The sequence below is a fragment of the Laedolimicola ammoniilytica genome, from assembly GCF_025567165.1.
Classification (GTDB): Bacteria; Bacillota; Clostridia; order Lachnospirales; family Lachnospiraceae; genus Laedolimicola; species Laedolimicola ammoniilytica.
Genome location: NZ_JAOQKC010000001.1, coordinates 119,215 through 136,374 on the forward strand (window position 1 = coordinate 119,215; position 17,160 = coordinate 136,374).

At 49.4% G+C, this 17,160-nt stretch carries 26 protein-coding genes and 1 pseudogene; 26 read left to right on the plus strand and 1 reads right to left on the minus strand.

Annotated features, from left to right (window positions below; genetic code table 11):
* The 9 genes from OCV63_RS00570 to OCV63_RS00610 form a co-directional block, all read left to right on the plus strand.
* Positions 1 to 829 (plus strand): helicase (locus tag OCV63_RS00570; protein WP_334308302.1); only part of this gene is annotated, 829 nt, incomplete at its 5' end.
* Between the two features lies 1 nt (position 830).
* A complete protein-coding gene (locus OCV63_RS00575; RefSeq protein WP_050005928.1) occupies positions 831 to 1,649 on the plus strand; it encodes a DUF3848 domain-containing protein in 819 nt (272 codons plus the stop codon).
* A 2-nt stretch (positions 1,650 to 1,651) separates the two neighbouring features.
* On the plus strand, positions 1,652 to 1,990 hold the full coding sequence (locus OCV63_RS00580) for a plasmid mobilization protein (RefSeq protein ID WP_006773030.1): 339 nt from the start codon (positions 1,652 to 1,654) through the stop codon (positions 1,988 to 1,990).
* A gap of 155 nt (positions 1,991 to 2,145) precedes the next feature.
* Positions 2,146 to 2,445, plus strand: a complete 300-nt coding sequence (locus OCV63_RS00585; protein ID WP_071698956.1) for a CD1845 family protein — start codon at positions 2,146 to 2,148, stop codon at positions 2,443 to 2,445.
* A 121-nt stretch (positions 2,446 to 2,566) separates the two neighbouring features.
* Positions 2,567 to 3,163 carry a type IV toxin-antitoxin system AbiEi family antitoxin domain-containing protein gene (locus OCV63_RS00590; protein WP_002595843.1) on the plus strand — a complete coding sequence of 199 codons (597 nt, stop codon included), beginning with the start codon at positions 2,567 to 2,569 and terminating at the stop codon, positions 3,161 to 3,163.
* Complete coding sequence (locus tag OCV63_RS00595) at positions 3,160 to 4,014, plus strand: nucleotidyl transferase AbiEii/AbiGii toxin family protein (protein WP_002595844.1); 855 nt, start codon at positions 3,160 to 3,162, stop codon at positions 4,012 to 4,014. The genes OCV63_RS00590 and OCV63_RS00595 overlap by 4 nt, the downstream gene beginning before the upstream one ends.
* Positions 4,011 to 4,337 (plus strand): hypothetical protein, encoded by a 327-nt coding sequence (locus OCV63_RS00600; protein ID WP_006059593.1) that lies wholly within the window; start codon positions 4,011 to 4,013, stop codon positions 4,335 to 4,337. Before OCV63_RS00595 ends, OCV63_RS00600 begins: the two co-directional genes overlap by 4 nt.
* A 194-nt stretch (positions 4,338 to 4,531) precedes the next feature.
* Entirely contained in the window at positions 4,532 to 5,995 is a 1,464-nt protein-coding gene (locus OCV63_RS00605; RefSeq protein ID WP_119623348.1) for an IS1182 family transposase, read from the plus strand.
* A gap of 75 nt (positions 5,996 to 6,070) precedes the next feature.
* Positions 6,071 to 7,483, plus strand: coding sequence for a relaxase/mobilization nuclease domain-containing protein (locus tag OCV63_RS00610; protein WP_117504936.1), 1,413 nt, complete (start codon positions 6,071 to 6,073; stop codon positions 7,481 to 7,483).
* A 188-nt stretch (positions 7,484 to 7,671) separates the two neighbouring features.
* On the opposite strand, the gene OCV63_RS00615 is transcribed toward OCV63_RS00610, so the two are convergent.
* Positions 7,672 to 7,986, minus strand: a complete 315-nt coding sequence (locus OCV63_RS00615) for a helix-turn-helix domain-containing protein (protein ID WP_002576937.1) — start codon at positions 7,984 to 7,986, stop codon at positions 7,672 to 7,674.
* Positions 7,987 to 8,212: 226 nt separating this feature from the next.
* Here OCV63_RS00615 and OCV63_RS00620 point away from each other — a divergent pair.
* The 17 genes and pseudogenes from OCV63_RS00620 to OCV63_RS00700 all read left to right on the plus strand — a co-directional run.
* Positions 8,213 to 8,686: pseudogene (locus tag OCV63_RS00620) on the plus strand (SLOG family protein); the annotation flags it as partial.
* A 107-nt stretch (positions 8,687 to 8,793) separates the two neighbouring features.
* Positions 8,794 to 8,964, plus strand: a complete 171-nt coding sequence (locus OCV63_RS00625) for a hypothetical protein (protein WP_215656093.1) — start codon at positions 8,794 to 8,796, stop codon at positions 8,962 to 8,964.
* Positions 8,965 to 8,980: 16 nt separating this feature from the next.
* On the plus strand, positions 8,981 to 10,363 hold the full coding sequence (locus OCV63_RS00630) for a DUF6138 family protein (protein WP_117548301.1): 1,383 nt from the start codon (positions 8,981 to 8,983) through the stop codon (positions 10,361 to 10,363).
* A 12-nt stretch (positions 10,364 to 10,375) separates the two neighbouring features.
* Positions 10,376 to 10,654 carry a hypothetical protein gene (locus OCV63_RS00635; protein ID WP_008816751.1) on the plus strand — a complete coding sequence of 93 codons (279 nt, stop codon included), beginning with the start codon at positions 10,376 to 10,378 and terminating at the stop codon, positions 10,652 to 10,654.
* 18 nt (positions 10,655 to 10,672) lie between these two features.
* On the plus strand, positions 10,673 to 11,185 hold the full coding sequence (locus OCV63_RS00640) for a hypothetical protein (protein ID WP_252205440.1): 513 nt from the start codon (positions 10,673 to 10,675) through the stop codon (positions 11,183 to 11,185).
* Positions 11,182 to 11,415, plus strand: a complete 234-nt coding sequence (locus OCV63_RS00645) for an immunity 17 family protein (protein WP_015563522.1) — start codon at positions 11,182 to 11,184, stop codon at positions 11,413 to 11,415. The genes OCV63_RS00640 and OCV63_RS00645 overlap by 4 nt, the downstream gene beginning before the upstream one ends.
* Before the next feature lie 11 nt (positions 11,416 to 11,426).
* Entirely contained in the window at positions 11,427 to 11,930 is a 504-nt protein-coding gene (locus OCV63_RS00650; RefSeq protein WP_002588985.1) for a DUF2004 domain-containing protein, read from the plus strand.
* 36 nt (positions 11,931 to 11,966) lie between these two features.
* The gene (locus OCV63_RS00655) at positions 11,967 to 12,293 is read left to right on the plus strand and encodes a DUF5713 family protein (protein WP_002588986.1); all 327 of its coding nucleotides are present in this window, start codon (positions 11,967 to 11,969) and stop codon (positions 12,291 to 12,293) included.
* Positions 12,294 to 12,298: 5 nt separating this feature from the next.
* Positions 12,299 to 12,448 carry a hypothetical protein gene (locus tag OCV63_RS17505; RefSeq protein WP_006059601.1) on the plus strand — a complete coding sequence of 50 codons (150 nt, stop codon included), beginning with the start codon at positions 12,299 to 12,301 and terminating at the stop codon, positions 12,446 to 12,448.
* Positions 12,449 to 12,513: 65 nt separating this feature from the next.
* Positions 12,514 to 13,245 (plus strand): DUF4241 domain-containing protein, encoded by a 732-nt coding sequence (locus OCV63_RS00665; protein WP_215630488.1) that lies wholly within the window; start codon positions 12,514 to 12,516, stop codon positions 13,243 to 13,245.
* A 27-nt stretch (positions 13,246 to 13,272) separates the two neighbouring features.
* Positions 13,273 to 13,713, plus strand: a complete 441-nt coding sequence (locus OCV63_RS00670; RefSeq protein ID WP_006773011.1) for an Imm51 family immunity protein — start codon at positions 13,273 to 13,275, stop codon at positions 13,711 to 13,713.
* Positions 13,710 to 13,973: a hypothetical protein gene (locus OCV63_RS00675; protein ID WP_006773010.1), complete on the plus strand. Its 264-nt coding sequence runs from the start codon at positions 13,710 to 13,712 to the stop codon at positions 13,971 to 13,973. The genes OCV63_RS00670 and OCV63_RS00675 overlap by 4 nt, the downstream gene beginning before the upstream one ends.
* A 10-nt stretch (positions 13,974 to 13,983) precedes the next feature.
* Positions 13,984 to 14,283, plus strand: coding sequence for a DUF6881 domain-containing protein (locus tag OCV63_RS00680; protein ID WP_006773009.1), 300 nt, complete (start codon positions 13,984 to 13,986; stop codon positions 14,281 to 14,283).
* Positions 14,284 to 14,298: 15 nt separating this feature from the next.
* Entirely contained in the window at positions 14,299 to 15,249 is a 951-nt protein-coding gene (locus OCV63_RS00685; RefSeq protein WP_006773008.1) for a hypothetical protein, read from the plus strand.
* Positions 15,246 to 15,656, plus strand: a complete 411-nt coding sequence (locus OCV63_RS00690; protein WP_158361362.1) for a DUF6966 domain-containing protein — start codon at positions 15,246 to 15,248, stop codon at positions 15,654 to 15,656. Before OCV63_RS00685 ends, OCV63_RS00690 begins: the two co-directional genes overlap by 4 nt.
* Positions 15,657 to 15,667: 11 nt before the next feature.
* Positions 15,668 to 16,645 (plus strand): hypothetical protein, encoded by a 978-nt coding sequence (locus tag OCV63_RS00695; protein ID WP_158361364.1) that lies wholly within the window; start codon positions 15,668 to 15,670, stop codon positions 16,643 to 16,645.
* Between the two features lie 42 nt (positions 16,646 to 16,687).
* On the plus strand, positions 16,688 to 17,158 hold the full coding sequence (locus tag OCV63_RS00700; RefSeq protein ID WP_008723398.1) for a DUF4259 domain-containing protein: 471 nt from the start codon (positions 16,688 to 16,690) through the stop codon (positions 17,156 to 17,158).
* The last annotated feature ends 2 nt before the right edge of the window (positions 17,159 to 17,160 follow it).

Below are 17,160 nucleotides of genomic sequence, written 5' to 3' on the forward strand. Positions count from 1 at the left end.
GCCGGTACGCTCCTGCGATGATGTGGATGAAACCGCCCTCAGTTTTGCAGAGATCAAGGCTCTGTGTGCCGGAGATCCCCGCATCAAGGAGCGCATGGATTTGGATGTGGAGGTATCCCGCCTGAAGCTGATGAAAGCCGACCACCAGAGCAAGCAATATCGTCTGGAGGACCAGCTGCTCAAATACTTCCCGGAGGAGATTGAAAAGCACAAGGGCTTTATCAAGGGCTTTGAATCCGATCTGGAGGTTTTGGCAGCGCACCCGCACCCGGAGGACGGTTTTGCTGGTATGGAAATCCGTGGCGATCTGCTGACCGATAAGGAGAACGCCGGCGCAGCCCTTTTGGATGCCTGCAAGGAGGTTAAAACCTCCGATCCGGTGCAGATCGGCAACTACCGGGGGTATGCCATGTCCGTGGAATTTTCCGCTTGGAAACAGGAGTATACGCTCCTGCTGAAAGGACAGATGACCCACCGGGCAACCCTTGGTACAGACCCTCGCGGAAATCTTACCCGTATCGACAATGCCCTTGCTCAGATGCCCCAGCGTCTGGAGTCGGCAAAGGCACAGCTGGATAACCTCTGTCAGCAGCAAGCTGCGGCAAAGGAGGAAGTCGGAAAGCCATTCCTTTATGAAGAAGAACTGAGATGCAAAAACGCCCGTCTGGTGGAGCTGGATACCCTGCTCAACATCGACGGAAAGGGACAGGCACACACCGAGTCTGTTGTTGCCAAAAGTACACGGCCTTCGGTGCTGGATAACCTAAAACGCCCGGTGCAACCCCGCAGTACAGACAAGAAACCAAAACAGCTTGAGGAGGTGCGATAACATGAATACTAACGATCTGAATACAGCCCTTTATGAAAAGATGGCTGCCGAACAGGACAAGTTCCGGGACTGGCTGAAAAGACAGCCCCCGGAAGAAATCCTGCACCACACCTATGAGTACACGGTTCGTGAGGACATTGTGATGGCGATGGAGGAACTGGAGCTGACTGATGCCCAGGCTCAGGCACTTTTGGAATCTCCCTCTCCGCTGGCGGATGTGTACCGCTATTTTGAAAAGTTGGAGACCGGTTATATGGATGTGATCCGGGACAGCATTGAGAACCGTGCCGATGATGTGTGCAGAGCCAAAGAGGAACTGCGAACAACACCGGTCTATCCCCATTCTGCCGCCTATGCGAGAGAACATGGGGAGTTGGAGCAGTACCGGGCTTCCAACAATGCAAATCTCCAATGCAAGGAGTCCATTGAAGCGGCGGTGCGGGAACACTTCGACGGAATGTATCTCAGTCACGATGCGGCAAAGGGTGTGATCGAGATCTATGGCATGGAGCGTGTGGCTATGGTTCTGGCTAACACCGTCCAGCTTCAGGACTGGGATGGGCGCTACTCCCGACGCAACAAAGAATGGGCTAAGACCATTCCCAACGATAATCCCGAAACTGTCCGTTGTGGTTATGCCTTAAACAGCCACCCTGCTGTGCTGGATGGCTTTATTGATCTGGTGCGTGTAGAACAGCAGCGCAGCCGTACTCAGGGAGAAAAACTGCAACCGTCCCGCCCCTCAGTACGGGATAAGCTCAAACAGGAGCTGCCTGCCCATAAGCCTGCCGCCCCGAAGAAACGGGAGCCGGAGCGATAACTATGGCAAAGCGTAAGCGGGATATGCAATTAAACTTTAGAGTTTCAGCGGAGGAGCTTGCTGTGATTGAGCAAAAAATGTCTCAGTTTGGAACCTCCAACCGTGAAGCCTATCTAAGAAAAATGGCGCTGGATGGGTATGTAGTCAAGCTGGAGCTGCCGGAGTTGAAGGAGCTTGTTTCCCTGATGCGCCGAAGCAGCAACAACTTAAACCAGCTGACCCGTAAAGTGCATGAGACTGGACGGGTTTATGATGCTGACTTGGAGGATATATCCCAGCGGCAGGAACAGTTATGGGAGGGCGTAGAGGAAATTCTTACCCAGCTTTCCAAACTTTTATAACAGGGATAGATACTCCATTTGCGGAGGGAGGAACGGCATTACTTCGCTGCTCCTCTCTCCGCTTTTTCTTTTTATCGGTATCCTTGTCTTTTGCCTGCCCATGCCGGATAATATGATTAGAAAAGATACCAAGAACGCTGCAAGGAGGAAATAACATGAAGATTTTGAAAGGGCTTTTGATGATTATAACTGCACCGGTCACTTTGGTGCTGACGCTTTTTGTCTGGCTCTGCACGGGGCTGATCTACATATCCGGTCTGGTGCTTGGTCTGCTCAGCACTGTAATTGCTCTGCTTGGCGTGGCTGTGCTTATTACCTATTCCCCGCAGAATGGTGTGATTTTGCTGGTTATGGCATTTTTGATTAGCCCGATGGGGCTGCCACTGGCTGCAATCTGGCTACTGGGCAAGGTGCAGAGTTTGAAATTTGCAATTCAGGAGTTGGTTTATGGATAAAAATACGCAAAACCATAAAAATGCCAGACACCGTCTGTTAAATTTGGGAAAAGGAATTTTATATCCACGACTTTACTTTTGAACTAATATTGAATATAATATTAGTACGAAAGGAAGTGACATGATGGGACAATTTGAACAGCTGGATCAGATGCTAACAGCACAAGAAGGAATGCTGCGAACATCGCAGGTCGTATCTTCGGGAATTTCAAAGCCGGTATTTTATGATTATGTGCGTTCACGAGATTTGGATAGAGTCGCACATGGGATTTATCTGTCCAAAGATTCCTGGGTGGATGCCATGTATCTGCTTCATTTGCGATTTGAACAAGCAGTATTTTCACATGAAACAGCTTTATTTTTTCACGATCTGACAGACCGTGAACCAATAGAATATACAGTTACGGTCAAAACTGGATGCAATCCAAGCAAAATGAAAGCAGAAGGCATTCAAGTTTTTACGATTAAAGCAGACTTACATGATGTAGGACTTACAACAGCGAAAACTCCGTTCGGGCATACTGTGCCGGTTTATGATATGGAGCGAACGATCTGTGATTTGCTCAGAAGCCGTAGCAGAATTGAAATTCAGACCTTTCAGGGAGCACTGAAAGCGTATGCCCGTAGAAAAGATAAGAACCTGCGAGCTTTAATGCAATATGCTGGGATGTTCAAGGTGGAAAAAATTTTACGACAGTATTTGGAGGTACTTTTATGATAAAAACAGCAAGGCAGCTTAAAGATTTAATACGAAACCTTTCCAGAGAAAAATCCGCAGATGCTCAGATTTTAATGAGGAACTACATGATGGAGCGTTTTTTGGAGCGTATTTCTCTTTCTGAGTATCGTGATAAGTTTATCTTGAAGGGTGGTATGTTGGTAGCGGCTATGGTTGGATTGGATGCCCGCTCTACGATGGATTTGGATGCAACCATAAAAGGAGCTAATGTTAATGTGGAGGATATTGAGAATCTAATTTCATCAATCGTAACTGTTCCGATTGATGATGGTGTTAAATTTCAGCTGAAAAGTATTTCGGAGATTATGGATGAAGCAGAGTATCCGGGGATTCGTGTCAGCATGAGTACAACATTCGATGGTGTAGTGACCCCTTTGAAAATTGATATTTCTACGGGAGATGCAATCACTCCAAGAGAGGTTCGGTATTCATTCAAACTTATGCTGGAAGATCGCTCCATTGATATTTGGGCTTATAATTTAGAAACTGTGCTGGCAGAAAAACTGGAAACCATTATTACCAGAACCACAACCAATACCCGCATGAGAGATTTCTACGATATTTACATTTTAGAACAGCTGCATGGAACCACGCTGAACCCGAAAATTTTACATGATGCGCTTCTGGCAACTGCTCATAAACGGGGATCGGAGAAGTATCTTAACCAGGCTGAAGAAGTTTTTGACGAAGTGGAAAATGATTCGGTTATGCAAAAACTTTGGGAGGCATACCGTAAAAAGTTTTCTTATGCTTCTGATTTGGAATGGGATGTGATTATGAAAGCAATTCGCAGGTTATATGTTCTTTGCGAGAAGGGCATCAGCTTATGAAAAAGCATGGACACTATTGTAAAGTTTGTGGTGAATACAAAGCCAACGAAAAATTTTCAGGCAAAGGTCATGCATCCCACATTTGTAAATCCTGTGCTTCGCTACCAGCAGAAACGCAGGCTGAACTGATGACACTGAATCGTCTTTTGAATCTTCCATGGAGGCTATCGAAAGAGCAGTTGTCCTGGCTGAAAAATCGACTAAAGGATAGGCGGCCTGATGTCCGTGCATTGGCGCAAGAGCAATATGAAATGAGATTTCCACCAAGACACTTAGAAGATGATGAGTTCAATTTTTTCGATGAAGAAAGTTTTATAGAATAGTGAAAGCGGTCTGCTATGGCAGGCCGTTCAGACTGTAGACAAAGCTCCTTCCTGTGAGGGAGCTTTTCTTGTGTCATGACTGCAAAAATTATGTACTTACAAGCATATAAGAAGTAGTGAAAATGCCGTATTTACGGGACTTTTCACTACTTTTTTGGTATAATGAAAGTATCAAAATAAAGGCGGTGTTTCCTATGATGACACAGAATGCAGATAAGAAAAGAGAACAGATTCAGATGTTCTGCATGGATGACCTTGTTCCGCAGGATCATCTGCTGCGCCTGATTGACCAGGCAATCGACTGGAGTTTTATCTATGATCTTGTGATCGATAAATACAGTGCAGACAATGGCCGCCCCAGCATGGATCCGGTCATGCTCATTAAAATTCCATTCATCCAGTATCTGTACGGCATCCGAAGCATGCGCCAGACAGTAAAAGAAATCGAAGTCAATGTCGCATACCGATGGTTCCTCGGTCTGGAAATGATGGACAAGGTTCCCCATTTCTCTACGTTTGGAAAGAATTATACCAGACGCTTTAAGAATACTGATCTTTTTGAACAGATCTTTTCCCGTATCCTGCAGGAATGCTATAAATACAGACTGATTGATCCTTCCGAGGTCTTCGTGGATGCCACCCATGTAAAAGCACGGGCAAACAGCAAAAAGATGCGGAAACGGATTGCAGATGAGGAAGCACTGTTCTTCGAAGAGCAGTTAAAGAAGGAAATCAATGAAGACCGGGAAGCGCATGGGAAAAAGCCTCTGAAAGAAAAGAAGGAAGATCCCAAAGATCCCCCCTCCTGTGGTGGCAGCTCTGATGGAAAAGAAGAAAAAACGGTCAAGGAAAGTACAACGGATCCGGAAAGCGGATGGTTCCGAAAGGGTGAACATAAAAATGTTTTTGCGTATTCCGTGCAGACAGCCTGTGACAAAAACGGATGGATTCTGGGTTATAGTGTAAATCCCGGCAACCAGCATGACAGCCGGACATTTAAATCCCTGTATGATAAGATAAAAGACATTGGCATTCAGACACTGGTAGCCGATGCAGGATACAAAACACCAGCGATAGCAAAGTTACTTCTGGATGATGGTATCACACCGCTTCTGCCGTATAAACGCCCCATGACCAAAGATGGTTTTTTCAAAAAAACCGAGTATGTGTATGATGAATATTTTGACTGCTATGTATGCCCGAACGATCAGGTGTTGGCTTATCATACGACGAACCGTTCCGGATACCGGGAATACAAGAGCTGCGGAATCGTCTGTGAAGGATGTCCATATCTGAAGCAGTGCACAGAAAGCAGGGATCATGTGAAGGTAGTGACCCGGCATATCTGGGAGCCGTACATGGAAAAGTGTGAGGATATCCGGCATACGATTGGGATGAAGGAAGTGTATGCGCAACGGAAAGAGACCGTAGAGCGCCTCTTCGGAACAGCAAAAGAAAACCACGGATTACGCTATACACAGATGATAGGAAAAGCCCGGATGGAAATGAAAGTCGGGCTTACGTTTGCCTGCATGAATCTGAAAAAACTGGCAAAGATGATAGCCAGGAAGGGAAAAAGGGGAACCCAAAAGTGTTTATTATTGATCAAGTACACACTTTTTGAACCCAAAACAAGAAAAACGCTTCTGGAGTGCTGACCAAAAGCGTTTTGTCTACAGTCTGAGCGGTCTGCTATGGCAGGCCGTTTTCTTTTCGGGAAGGAGGTCTGACCTATGGCAACCACGAGAATCATGCCGCTTCATGTCGGCAAGGGCCGCACAGAAAGTCGGGCGATCAGTGACATCATCGACTATGTGGCCAACCCAAAGAAAACAGATGACGGCAGACTCATTACCGGCTATGCGTGTGACAGCCGGACTGTGGATGCGGAGTTCCTTCTGGCAAAGCGGCAGTACATTGCCGCTACCGGACGAGTGCGCGGCGCGGATGATGTGATCGCCTATCATGTGCGCCAGTCGTTCCGCCCCGGTGAGATCACTCCGGAAGAAGCGAACCGGCTGGGTGTGGAATTTGCCAAGCGTTTTACCAAGGGCAATCATGCCTTTGTGGTCTGCACTCATATAGACAAATCGCACATTCATAATCACATTATCTGGTCATCGGTCAGCTTAGAATATGACCGGAAATTCCGAAACTTTTGGGGCAGCACCAAGGCAGTCCGACAGTTAAGTGACACCATCTGCATCGAAAACGGACTGTCCATTGTGGAGAATCCGAAACCTCACGGAAAGAGCTATAACAAATGGCTGGGCGATCAGGCAAAGCCCTCTCACCGAGAGCTGCTGCGTGTAGCGATTGACAACGCATTATCACAAAGTCCTGCTAATTTTGAGGAGCTGCTGAGGCTGCTGCAAGAGTCCGGCTGTGAGGTATCAAAGCGCGGGAAATCGTATCGCCTGAAGCTCCCCGGTTGGGAGAAAGCCGCCCGAATGGACAGCCTGGGCGAAGGATATGGATTAGATGATTTGCAGGCGGTTCTCTCCGGGAAGAAAGCGCATACCCCACGAAAGAAAATAGTTACACAGGCAGAGACGCAGAAGGTCAATCTGCTGGTGGACATTCAGGCAAAATTGCAGGCAGGAAAAGGTGCTGGCTATGCGCGATGGGCTAAAGTTTTCAATCTGAAGCAAATGGCGCAGACCATGAACTACCTATCAGAGCATAACCTGCTGGAGTATGCGGTTTTGGAAGAAAAGGCTGCGGCTGCCACGGCACATCACAATGAGCTTTCGGCACAGATCAAAGCAGCTGAAAAGCGCATGGCAGAGATTGCTGTTCTGCGTACTCACATCGTAAATTATGCCAAGACCCGTGAGGTCTATGTGGACTACCGCAAGGCCGGCTACTCTAAGAAATTCCGGGAGGAACATGAGGAAGAAATTCTGCTCCACCAGGCTGCTAAGAATGCCTTTGATGAGATGGGCGTCAAGAAGCTGCCCAAGGTCAAAGAGTTGCAGACGGAGTACGCGAAATTGCTGGAAGAAAAGAAAAAGACCTATGCCGAGTACCGGCGTTCCCGTGAAGAAATGCGGGAGCTTTTAACGGCAAAGGCTAATGTAGACCGAGTGCTGAAAATGGAGGTAGAACAGGATGTTGAAAAAGAAAAAGACCACGGCCAGCGGTAAGCTGGTCCTGGTCAAAAGCGTTCGCAGAACGCGCAGCCACAGAATGAAATTCTGTGTTCAAAGGGGCTTGGGGGCGCTGCCCTCAACAAGCAGCTTGTGGCGAAATGGATAGCCACAAGCATTGCTTGCCACAATATGCTGCGCATAAAATGAAAAACTAACGACGGGACGCTTACTGCCTCCTATCGTTAGTTTTCTGTGTTTAAGCGACTTATAAAACCAATCAGCATAATCAAATCGTCATCTGACATCTTTCTCATTCCGTCCAAAGCCTTCTTGATAAGCTGAGGGTTATTTTCCTGTGCATCAAAAAATTGAAGCGGTGTGATTTCAAAATACTCACAGATGTTGAGGAACTGCTTCATAGACGGCATAGAACGCCCAGAGGAAATCGCCTGAATATAGCTTCTGTTCTGCCCTAACTCCATGCTCATCTGATATTCTGAAACACCTTTTTTCAATCGCAATTCTGTGATCCGATTGCGGATAAATTCTTCGTCCATACGCTCACCTCTCTGCACTTTTAGCATAGCAGAAAGCAATTCTTGATACTTCGTATGTATTGTGTTATAATTTTATAATACAACCTTTATACGCATTATTATTTGCGTTATTTTTGCTTTATATGCGTAATCAAGGCAGTTATCAAGGGTGATTTATATGAATCAGTATGCCTGCGCCATTACCGGCCACCGACCAACAAGATTTTGCTTTTGATATAATGAGGAAGATCCCCTATGCCAAAAATTAAAAGAATGTCTCCTGGAGCAGTTTCGGATACTTCATGACGAGAAATTTGTCCGTACTTTTTTTGTCGGCGGTGCTCTTGGTGTGGATATGTGGGCTGGAGAACAGCTGCTGACATTGAGGGCACAAACGGGATACGAAGATATTAAAATTGTCGTTGTAGTTCCCTTCATCGGTTATGACTCTAAATGGCCGGATCAGAGTAGACATAGATTGAAAAAGCTGATCCAAAACGCAAACGATTCCATTGTTATTTCACATTCTGCGGATGTTTCCAGTTATAAAAAAAGGAATTACTATATGGTCGATCATGCAGAGTACCTTATCGGTGTGTTTGATAATCAGAAAAAGCTGCGCTCAGGTACAGCACAGACAGTCAACTATGCCTTGCATCAGGGAAAAGTAATCACTCTGATCCATCCAGACACTATGGAGATAACAGCCCCTGCGCCTTAACAAATTCACAAAAATTTTTCATTAGCATTTCCAACAAAATATTTTCATTGAAGGGGTGCTGTGATATAATAAGATATAAAACTACGCTCAGAACAAATGGTGCCGCTATGAACAAATATATTGGACAGCAATTTGCTGCTTTAAGATACGAAAAAAATATTTTGGTTGTTGAAGAAACTACATCTGCTGGTGGATGCGGCTCCTTCAACGCGGCTTCTTCATGTCCTGCGTCAGACTGTCTTTATGACAGTGCGGCGTGGGGCTTTTTTATTGTCTGAAAAGAGGTGATCAAGCATGAGTTTGCCAAAACGCGACGGCATAAAAGACCGCTACTATCTGATTCATAAACCGGACACTTCTCCAGAGGTGCTGGCGGAAGCGGATATCTGTATTCAGGATGTGCTGAACGGCACCGCCCGTGAAAATCACTCCGCCTACCCGACCGTGGTGCGAAACCATAATGGAACGCCCTTCCTTCCGGATCAGCTGCTGGAACGCTATCTGATCAGTCTGCCACTGAAGGGATTTCCCAACGAGGATGCTGTTTTTCTCTGCGATGCCATGCGGCGGCTGGTGGGCTGGCAAGAGATCTGCTATGAGTTGGAGAAGTACATAGAAAAACAGGTGCAGGAACGCTATTTCCTTGTGGGAGAGCGTGAAGATGGCTTTACAGTCTTTCCGCCCTGCACGGTGTTGCCGGAATTGCGCCCGGAGGATGTGGACGAAGGTCTGTTGCGCTTTGCCTGCTATGTGGCGATCTGCCATACGGTGTATGGGCAGAGTTTTGAATCCCTCACCACTGAACACATCCTTGGCCTGGTTTCCCAGATTCGTCCTGACATGGTAAAGGAACTGAAAACCAATGGCAGCGGCAAATTGCCGCCTAATATCCAAAAGCGGAAAACAAAGCACCTGACCGCCTCGGCTAACGACGCTTTCGCCACCATCCGCATTACCGCCAGAGACTGCGGCGAGGGGGCCTGTGAGGAGGCTCTCAGCTATCTGATTGAGATTTTGGAGCAGCCGGAGTTCCCCCGCAGCTACTCCATCGAGTTTCGCGGACCGGAGAAGATCTACCTGCCCATCCCCGGCCTGCCCAAGAAGGGTGTCCATCAGCTTTTTGCCTGTGCGGTGCGGTATCCCCGTCTCCATGTCCGGATGGAGAATTATGCTCGGCTGGCCATGCAGGAGGACGAGTGGTACAACAACCTCTCTGATGAGTCCTGCGCCATGCCTGGCACCTTTGCCGTGTTTGCCCTGGGACTGGAAGGGCCGAAGTGGTGGCGGCTGGTGTGCGATTACCTGGATCGCTGTGATGACGAGCACTCCTCTTTGCAAGAAAAGTTTATTCACACCTTTTTTAAGAAGTACGGGTTTACTGCTCAGTCCCTGCCGGTGCTGGTCCACGGTGTCCAGTCCATGCAGAATCTGAAGCCCGCAAAGGAGTTCCGCACCCTGATTGCCAATGAGGAGAGCTTGGATGCTCTGATGGAGATCAAAGGGCATCTGGAATATTACCTGCCGGAAGAATCCGGCAATGACAAAAGGGCGCTGGCCTACCTGTGGCGTGATGTGCTCTGGGCCATCTGGGGCACAGCCTCTGAAAACGGCGGCAGCAAGGTCATCAAGACGGCGCCCAAGGAACTGAAAGAGAAATACCAGCAAGTATTTGCGTAAGGAGGGCTCTGTATGTGCGAGCACTGCCGAAACATTCAAACATGGAGAAAATTTGACGCCCCAAAGGACTATCTGGCCTGTATTGCTTACATTCAGCAGTTGGTGTCGGAGGGGGAATTTGAACTGATGCAAGAGGAATCCACCTGCCCACTGGAGAAGGTAAAGACAGAGGATGGCTGGGCGGATGAAATCATGGCCCACATGATCCGGTGCAAGCACTGCGGCCAGATCTTCACCTGTGTGGTCAACACCTGGCGAGGCAGCGGACACTTCAAAAAAGGCAAAGAATGACACGGAAAAGGCGGTGAAATGATGAATCAGGCAGAAAAAGCAGAGCTGCTGGAGCAGCTTGAGCAATGGAATAAGAAGGACGAGTATTCCCGGTGTATCCGGGCCATCGAAGCCATCCCGGAACAGGAGCGGGGCTATCTGCTGACCGTCAAGCTGAGTCGGGCTTACAGCAATCTGGCGGTGCTGGGAGATCATGGAGAGCATGGGACCGACGGTGAAGTGGACGGGGATCTCATCCGACACGCCATTGAGCTGCTGGAGTCCGTCCGCGCCCAGGGTGAGAACGATCCCTACTGGAACGCCCGGATGGGCTATTCCTGCCTGATGGCATACCGTTCCGCCGCCTCCGCCTATGAATACGCCAAGCACTGGCTGGCCCTGGTCCCGGATGACCCAGCCGCCCAAAAGCTGGTTCGGGACTGCGAGGAATATCTTGAGGAGGAAAAAGCCTTGGAAATAGATTTGAAAGAACGGGAGGAATTTATTCGGCGGGAAACTCCCGATGATGAAAAGGGGGTTATATATAAATGAACAGCGAACAGATCACAGTATTTTTGCAAGAGCATTGGTATATTGCCTCGGTGCTCATCGGGGCCGTGATTTTAATTGGAGCGACCCGCAACTGGAACTGGCTCTGCGACCCCACTGGTACGCGGGATGCCCACCGCCACAGCAGAGGATACCGGCGGGTGGTGTTCTTTCTGTTGGGTGTTCTCCTGATTGTGGTGAGTATCTGGGGATTTGTGCTGAAATTGAAATAAGAGGTATATCTATGAAACTGAATTGTAAACGCATTGATTTTACATATACACCCGGTGAGGAAATCTTCAACTTTCCCGAGGAATCGGGACTACCCTTTATCTTCGATGTAGAGGAAGAACTGACCGGCGATCCTGCTGTCATGGATGCGGTGGGAGAAATGCTGGATGAGGCGGAGAAATTGGCGGAGAAGGCCAAAGCCGCCATCAAAGCGGCGCTGGCAGACGAGGACAGCCGCTACCATAGCGTTGTGACATTTTTCATGGAGTTCCATCGGGACGATGTAGGCCCGGATATTGTGGCGGAACTTTTTCCGGGAACCGACCCAGCCAAACTGTCCTTTGCTGAGATGGTTGACTTTTTGAAGCTCAAGCGGTTCGGCAGTCTGGTGGATAGCGAGATGAACCAGCAAGTTTTCATTCTGGATCTGTCCTTTAACCCGGAGATTACCGACGAACTGATGGTAATCTACTTTGATTTGAACAAGGAGATTTTCTGTATCACACATGAGAGCTGAGCGTGACTGACATACACGAGGAAAGGAGCAATCCCTATGAAAGCATTTGACCCCAATTACAAGCTGCTGGACGAGATGTATCAGGACGATTACTATCCTGCTTTTCTGGTGGACAAGGTAAAGGACGAGCTTCAGAAGGTCATCGCCCTGCTGGAGAGTGGCGAAACCGACACCGAAGTGGTGCAGGAAACGCTGGACGAGGCGGTCTGCGGCATCAATGATCTCCAGGAGGAGTTTGACGAGAACGACAGCGAGATCGAAACGGTGGCGCGGGAATGTATTGCGGCAACCGTGGCCTACATTCTGGAGTGGTTTGGCATCCCCATTGACACCGAGGAGGCCATCCGGGAACGGGACTGGTGAACCCTATGGCAGAAAAAGAACTGGCCCTTTGTGATGAGTGCGGAAGCCTGTTTTTCAAAGGCTCCTCACAGATGATGGGGCTGTGCCAGAATGTGCCCATGTTCTCTATGGCTACCCGAATTGTGACCATCATTTTCAGGATGGCCGGTGTGTGAACTGCTATTGGGACGGCTCAAAGAGTGTGTACATCAAGAAACAGAATCAACAGGAGGAAACTGATATGCCTACAACTGAATGGCTGAACAAATACGAAGCAATCAAGGATAAATTGACCTGTAAAGATGACTTGGAGGCCCATTTCACAGAGAAAGTGATTGGGAACATGGCGGTGGATGTGCTGGACATCGGCACCGTCCATTTCCCCAGCGGGCAGATTTTCGCCTGTGATCCGCTGGTGGAACTGGAGGACACTCTGCCGTTCCTTCAAACGATCCCCGCCGGAACTTATCCCGTAAAAATCTGCGTGGTGCCCAGCGAACAATACGGCGACCGCTATGCCTGCGTCAAGGTGGAGGTTTCTCAGGAAAAGCCTGTCCGCTATGAGCTGGGCATGGTGGGCAACGAGGATCTGGACGAGGAACTGGGAGAGGACGAGTATTTTGGCTTTGGCGTAGACGCCGGGATGGGCTGTGTCGCGGACATCCAGACCCAGGCGGCCTTCAAGGCATACTGGGCCAAGCGTTTAGAAGAAGACCCGGACATCGACCCCTACAACGACCTGTTCTGCGATCTTCTGGAAGAAAACGCCAAAGCCTACCCCAAATATCAGGGGGACTGCGGCGACTGGCTCAACTGGACAGTGCCGGGCACGGACTGCAACCTGCCCATCTTTGCCTCCGGCTGGGGGGATGGTTACTATCCTGTCTACTTCGGGTATGACGCCAAGGGCAAAATCTGCGCCGTGTATGTGCGGTTCATTGACATTGAAGCCAGTTATCGAGAGCAGGATTAAAAATGTGACAGAACAAAGGAGAACACTATGAAAGACCTTTGCCAATACGGAAACCGGCCGGAGGACGAATGGGAAATCTTGCCTTGGATACCTGACCCGCGTCCGCCCTTCAAAATCTGGGTGAAGCCGGAGCAGATTGCGCCATTCTTTCTCATTCCCCACCACCCCTATGCGCTCTCCCTTCTGCTGAAAATCAACAATGGATTCCGGACGGAAGTATTCCGTCGGCTGGGACTGACTGGAAGCAGCGGAGACTGGGAGCGGCTGGTCCGGGGCGTGATCCAGGAGTTCGAGGAAAATAACAGCGGCGTGGATCTGTTTCACTTCGACTCTGACGAGGATGTGTTCTGCGTGTACTCCCAATACATCGACGATTTGATGCTGCTGTCCAAAATGATCCGGGCGGCCTGTGACAATGAAAAAACGATGGGGATGTATCTGAACATGAGCGAGGTTGCGAAAGCATGAAAGATTTGACTACTCAAACAGGGATTATAGTAAAATGCAGTAAAACGGCCATTGAATTTTTCCAAAATGCTCAATCAGTGGATTTCTTCTCTGCACTGGAAATTCCGAAGGAATTCCAAGACATAGCGGTTGAGTTTTATGATTTGATTATGGAAAACGATCATCTCGCGGCCTTGCTGGGCTGTCGCGGCAATTATGATATTGCAATACAGATAGATGAGGTAACCGGCACCATGACGGGGTGGCATTGGTTCAAATGAGGGAAATGGAATGATGGAGTACATCAAGCTTTTTTGGGAGGACGCACCGGAGGGAGAACCGTCGGTGATCCTCTATGAAGTGGATACAGAAAATGAGCGGCTGGCCCTCCACTCCATTGACATCTTTGCAGATGGCCGCACCCGCAATATCCCTGACCTTTACGACGGCGCCATCGAGATCACGCCGATCCCCACCGTGGAGGAATTGAACGCCCATGTCTGGGGTGAGGAGTTCCACGCCTGCGTCATAGAGCAGGCGGAATTTGAGGCCGCCTGGGAAAGCCACACCTATGATGGAGCGTTAAAGTAGCCAGGAGGAGACACTATGAACAAACCTATAAAAGCCAAAAATCTGCCGTTGTTCTCCATCATTGACCTGGACCAGCTGCGCCGGGAAAAACATCTGGAGGGCACAGAAGTGACAGACTTTTTCACGGCAAGGGATGGAAAAGTCTATCTTCTCATGGAACAGCCGTCCGAAACACAGGGTAAGGACTGGCTCAGCACTCCTTCCACCTATACCGCAGTGGAAATCCAGCTGGATTGGGCGGAACAGCGGGTGCTGGAAACGACGCTGTTTCCTCTTGGCCTCTTGAAGTTCCAGTTTCATTATTTGCGGCCCGCAGGTGATCACTTCCTCCTGCTGGGGGCAAGATGCGCCTATCGGGAAAACGGCCCCGACCAGAACGCCTGGATCGTCAGCCGGGACGGAGCTGTGCTGTCCCGTTTCTGCCTGGGGGATGGCATTCAAGACTGTGTGGTAAAAAAAGATGGCACCATCATTACCAGCTACTTTGACGAAGGTGTATTTGGTAATTACGGTTGGGATGAACCTCTGGGTGCTTGCGGCCTGATTGCATGGACATCGGAGGGAACTCCTCTCTGGAAGAATGAGAACTATTCCATCTATGACTGCTACGCCATCAGCCTGGACGAAGAAGAAAACCTGTGGTTTTATTATTACGATGAATTCCGGCTGGTGCGGACGAACTTCAAAGAGGACTTTGTATTTGAACTGCCAATCGAAGGAAGCGGAGCTTTTTCTGTTGCCCCGTCCGGCAATACCTTCCTGTTTCAAGGCGGATACCAGCAACGGGATAAATTCTACTTCCTTACCGCTCATGGTGATCACCTTGGGAAAAAACAGGAGGCTATTCCCACCTGTGACGGAAACAAGGTCGCTGTGGAGCAGTGCAGCCTGCTTCGCAGCCGGATGTTGTTCCTTGGAAAAGATGGTGTGCTTTATGGAGGTATTTGGGGGAGCGATGGCCAATGAAACAGTCTGATATTTATACCGAGGCTCTGACCTGTCTGCGCTCCATCCTTCTGGCAGACCATCCAGAGTTCCAAAACTGGATCGGCTGGCTGGAGCGGGACATTCAGGACTGGAACCAGCAGCGGGAGGTTGCCCACCATCTTCGGGCATACGGAGGTATGGGCTCGTTCAACGACCTGCCCAGTATGCGTGGAAATCACGACTATATTTTCGGCTTTCTCAAGTCCGTGTGCTATGCCTTCGGCCATCTTTATGGCAAACGGGAAGGCATTTCTCCGGAGGCATTGATGGAGGAGTGCCTGCACGATGTAGAGCAGGCAGCCTATCACCCCCATAAGGCACTGAACCAAGCCATTGCCCAGCACTTGATGCAGGGCGATTTACAGGAAAACCTGGATAGGCTGTAGGAGGACTTGTTATGAACGAAAGACTATTCCGCACCCAATTCAATCAAATGGATACAACCGAGAAGCAGACGCTGATGGAAAGCCTGGCTGCCCGTTATGATATGACCTTTCTCGGTCTACATACTTTTGACCGCTGGGGCCAGAGCTGCACCACCGGCATATTCGAAAAAGATGGCCGGAAGTTTGTCTTTGTTCCCGGCGATACCGTCACCCTGGGCTGGGAGCAGTTTGCCGTGGGACTGAATCAGGAGAGCCGGGAGGAATTGGAGTATCTGTTCCGGGAATGGGAAATGGAACCGCAGAACCCGGAGGAGATGATCCGGGAAAGCATGGCTCCCGTCCGGCAAGCGGCCATTGGCCCCATGCTGGTGGGCCGGGAGCTGGAGGAACTCTGCTGGGAGTCAGTCAAGATGGACGATCCCAGGCTGACCGCCCACCCTGACTGGCTGAAGGAGTTCCGTGACTTTGCCTGGAGTGACAGCAGCAGTCTTACCTTGCACCAGTCGGCCCGCATAGAACGGACGGAAGATGGATTTCAGACCTGGATCTATAACCGCACAGACTACGATGAACTTCTTACCGGGCTGGAAAAGCAGGGGCTTTCGCTGCCCACAGCAGATGAGTGGGCCTACCTGTGCGGCGGTGGTTGCCAAACCTTGTTCCCCTGGGGAGATGGGCTGGACTACTCCATGCGCCTGCGCTGGTTTGAGGACATGGATGAGGACGAGAACAGGTCCTACGACATGGAGGAACCCAATTTCTTCGGCCTGTCCATCGCCTACGATCCCTATATGCGGGAAGTGGTGCAGGCTGATAGGCTTACCACCTGCGGTGGTGACGGCGGGTGCAATATCTGCGGCGGGCTGGGTCCATTTCTCGGTTTCCTACCCTGTTCGCCCCACTGTAAGCCGGAAGTGCAGGAGGACAATGAACTAAACGGAGATTATGACTTTTATCGGCCTATCATTCGGCTGGAGAACTATGATTGACAATAGAAGCTTCATACAAAATAAAGAAAGAGAGGTGCCGACATGGGAGCATGGGGCATAAAAGCATTAGAGCGTGACGAAGGACTGGATGTACTGGACATCCTCAAAAATGAATATGTACCGGAGCATCCGGTAATGGATCTGGGCGAGATGATCGAACTGATGAAAGAGGAAGTCATGCTGGGAGCTGACTTCTCACAAATCGACTTCCTCTTTGACAATACTGCGATGGCTCTGGCGGAGCTGTATTTCCAATGGAAGGATAATGGCAAGCTGGACTACGATCATGAAGAAGCTATATGGGATAAAGTCACCGGTTTCACAGCATCCAAAGAAGCCCTTGCTTTCCTGCTGCGGCAGCTCACCGACATCAAAAACGAGGTGCCGGACGAGGACGGCATCCGTGAGATTGTGGATCTTTGGAAGAACGAGGACAGCGGTGAGATCGCTCCTGCGTGGTCAGAGCATTTGGACTGGCTCATCAAGCGACTAATCTCGGAACAGGAGGCGTAACA